Source organism: Schnuerera sp., assembly GCF_035459645.1.
Taxonomy (GTDB): domain Bacteria; phylum Bacillota; class Clostridia; order Tissierellales; family Tepidimicrobiaceae; genus Schnuerera.
Genome location: NZ_DATHXO010000497.1, coordinates 1 through 4000, shown reverse-complemented (window position 1 = coordinate 4000; position 4000 = coordinate 1). Strand labels below are relative to the sequence as shown.

3 protein-coding genes are annotated in these 4000 nt (G+C 32.1%); all 3 read right to left on the bottom strand.

The annotated features are described in order from the left end of the window. Window positions 1-100: 100 nt before the first annotated feature. The 3 genes from VK998_RS11665 to VK998_RS11655 all read right to left on the bottom strand — a co-directional run bounded on the left by VK998_RS11665 (window position 101) and on the right by VK998_RS11655 (window position 3735). Complete coding sequence (locus VK998_RS11665) at window positions 101-1021, bottom strand: ABC transporter permease (RefSeq protein WP_325228518.1); 921 nt, start codon at window positions 1019-1021, stop codon at window positions 101-103. A gap of 15 nt (window positions 1022-1036) precedes the next feature. Then, window positions 1037-1972, bottom strand: coding sequence for an ABC transporter permease (locus tag VK998_RS11660; RefSeq protein ID WP_325228516.1), 936 nt, complete (start codon window positions 1970-1972; stop codon window positions 1037-1039). A gap of 74 nt (window positions 1973-2046) precedes the next feature. Further along, window positions 2047-3735, bottom strand: a complete 1689-nt coding sequence (locus VK998_RS11655; RefSeq protein ID WP_325228514.1) for a peptide ABC transporter substrate-binding protein — start codon at window positions 3733-3735, stop codon at window positions 2047-2049. Between the last annotated feature and the right edge of the window lie 265 nt (window positions 3736-4000).

Here is a 4000-nt window from a genome sequence, read left to right as displayed (position 1 = left end):
AAATCTACGCCCCTTACTGCTTTAACTTCACCTGCATAGGTATGGAATGAAACTTGTAAATCTTTTACATCTAGTATTTTTCCCATCTTCTTTCCCTCCTCTAATTACGTAATCTTGGGTCTAATGCATCTCTTAGCCCATCTCCTAAAAGTGTAAATGAAAGCATAGTCAAAGCAATCATCAATCCAGGGAAAAACAACTGATAAGGATAGAAAATAAAGTTTTGTTGAGCTGCTGAAGCTAACGCACCCCAAGATGTTTCTGGAGGCTGTATACCTAATCCAATATATGATAAAAATGATTCAGAAAATATATATCTAGGAATATCAAAACTAACAGAAACTATTAATACATTTAGAACATTAGGAATCAAATGCTTTATAATTATTTTTGAAGGTTTAACCCCCAATGCTTCTGCTGCCATTATATATTCCTGGGATTTAATCTGTAGCATCTGACCTCGAACCATACGTGCAGTATTACACCAACCGGTTATAGTTAAAGCAATAATCATCGAAACTAAACTTTTGGAATCAGTTACTATTGAAACAAGTATTACAACCAATAAATAGGGAATACTATAAAGTATCTCAACTATTCTCATCATAATATTGTCTACTCTTCCTCCAAAATATGCCGCAATCCCACCATAAATGGTTCCTATTACTGCAGAAATAAGAGCCCCAGAAATACCTATTATTATAGATATTCTACCAGCTTGCCATACTCTTGAAAATAAATCTCTTCCTAATTCATCAGTACCAAACCAATGCTCACTACTAGGTGAATGATTTCGTTGTGTAGAATCCATTTCTTCATAAGCATATCCACTTAGTTTTGGCCCTATTATACTCATGACTATTATCGTAATTAAGATAATCAATGATAAGATTGCTACCTTATTAGTCTTAAGCCTTCTCCAAGCATCCTGCCAATAACCTATCTGTGGCCTAGCCATTTTCTCTGATTCTTTAGAATCTATATTGACTTTTTTAAACTTGTCTTTTGAAATTGTTTCCATTGGTCAAACCTCCCTCTATTGGTCTTTGTTGGAAACTCTAATCCTTGGATCTACTATTCCATATAATATATCTGTTAACAATTGAGCTACTACGAATATTGCCGCATAAAAGATAGTTGTTCCAATAATCATAGTATAATCCCTATCATTAATAGAAGTTATATAATATGAACCAAGACCTGGTATGCCAAATATTTTTTCTATTACAAAGGAACCTGTAAAAATTCCTGCTATCTGTGGCCCTAAAATAGTAATCGCTGGTAATATAGCATTTCTAAGGATATGCTTTATTACAATATTAAACTGGCTAACTCCTTTTGCTTGAGCAGTTAATATATAGTCTTGGTTAGATACCTCTAAAACATTTGACCTCATATACCTTGCATAAGTTGCTATGGGAGTAAAAGCCAAAGCAATAGTAGGAAGAATCGTATGTTTAAAACTTCCCCATCCTGTAGTGGGCAAAATCTCAAATTTCACAGTTAATAAATATTGAAATAAAGCAGCAATAATAAATGTAGGTACTGTTATCCCTAAAATTGCAATAAACATAACAAGATAATCTGGCCACTTATTTCTAAATAATGCAGCGATTACACCTAAAGTAATACCAATAACAATCCCTATGGAAACTGCTTGAAACCCGATTCTACCAGAAACTTTAGAATTTTCCAGTACTGTATCTGTGACTGATCTTCCCGGATATCTCAAAGATTCACCTAAGTTTCCTTCTGTAACTATATTTTTTAAAAACTTTCCATATTGGACAAAAACTGGCTCATCTAAACCATATTTCTTATAATAATTTTGTTTAACTTGTTCTGGCAAATTCTTAGCCATATGAGCTAATGGGTCTCCAGGTATACTGTGCATTAGAAAAAAAGTTATGGTAGTGATTATTAATAGAGTTAAAAACATATATCCAACTCTTTTTAAAATATATCTACCCATTATAATTCTCCTCTCTTAGCTTTAAATAATAGCAGTTTGTAATTAAATTACAAACTGCTATTCTGTTTCATATATTATCTTCCTGAAGTAAATCCGTATTTATATCCTTGTGTACCAAATTCAGTAACTCCAACATTGTTTACATATTTGTATCTAAATAGATTGATTTTTGAATATACAACTGGAGCTATTGGAGATTCGTCTAATAATATTTGTTCTGCTTCTTGATAATATTCAAATCTTTTTGCTTGGTCTAATTCTTTATCTGCTAATTCTATTAATTCATCATATCTTTCATTTTCCCAACCAGTTTTAATAGCAGTGGAGTCAGACGCCAATAAATTCATCATAGTTGCTGGGTCATTAAAGTCTCCTGTCCATGCCATATATCCTACTTGGAAATCTCCTTTGTTTACATTCGAATCAAATATTGGCCATTCTAATTGTTCAATTTTCACATTAATTCCTAAACTCTTCTTGTACATTTGTTGAATATATTCGCCAAGTGTTCTAAACCATTGATCTGTACTTCCTAAAGAAATGGTTACATCTAAATTTTCTAAATCCGTATCCATGCCTAATTCTTCTAACCCTTTTGTCAAAAGTTCCTTTGGATCTGGGTTTTCTTCAGATATAGCTATTAATGGTTCCTCTATCTCTTGTCTATAATCTTTGTCACCATTTAATATAGTTGGTGGTACCCATCCATAAGCTGGAACACGAACTCCCTCGAATATCACGTTAGCTATATCTTCTCTATCAATAGCTAATGAGAAAGCTTTTCTGATATTAGGATTTTGAAATAATTCATCTTGAGTGTTAAAGAACACATAGTTTACTGCTGGTTTAACTACTTCAATCAATGTTAAATTTTCATCTTCTTTAAATCTTTTTGTCCATTCTGGATCATCAACACTAGCTTGGTCTACAGAACCATTTGATAATGAGTTATAAACTGCATTCTTATCTTGAATAATCTTTAAATTAACTGTATCTAATTTTACAGAATCTGCATCCCAATATTTTGGATTTTTCGTTAAAATTACTTCACTATTGTGGGCCCATTGTGACACAGTAAATGGTCCATTATATATTAAAGTATCAGGCTCTGTTCCAAAAGTATCTCCATATTGTTCTACAATATCTTTCCTTTGTGGATACATTACCCTTTGATAAGTTAACTGTTCAAAATATGGATTTGAATATTCAAGAGTTACCTCTAATGTCTTTTCATCAATAGCCTTAACTCCAAGTTCATCAATTGGAAGTTCTCCTTTATTTACTTTATCTGCATTTTTAATTGGAGTTAAAAGAAAAGCAAATGGTGAAGCTGTTTCTGGTGCTAGACTTCTTTTTATTCCATATTCATAATCTTGAGCAGTTACTGGCTCTCCATCGGACCAATTATGGTCTCTAATAATGAAAGTCCAAACCGTCCCATCTTCGCTAACTTCCCAACTTTCAGCACCAGCTGGTACCAATTCAGTGTTTTGATTTTCATCTTCTTCTAATCTAGTTAGGGGTTCCATAATATTCATAAGTACATAATTTGAATACATATCTGAACCTTTAGAAGGATCCAACGTACTTGGTTCTGCATCTAGTACAATATTTAAGTACTGTTCGCTGTCAATGCCATCCGCTGTCTCTTCCTGCTGTCCATCATTACTTGGTTCTTTGGCATCATTATTTCCACATCCTGCTAATGCTGTTAGCATTAGAGCAAATATAAGAAATAATGATAAATACTTCTTGTTTTTCATCATAATCCCTCCTGAAATTTTTTTAAACTTAAATAATCATAATCATTTTAGTTTAAATATGTCGGTAAATTGATAATGTTTTCCTTCCCGAATATTAGTATAGAATATTTTCTAATATTAGTCAATTATTTTCTAACAACATGATTATTTGGAATCCGAGTTCTTTGTTGGAATTGTCAACTTTATCTCAATTTTCAAGTTTTAAAAATAACAATAGTGTGAATTTTTTTACTTGTTGAACATCTCATATCCAATGTGTTAGAAT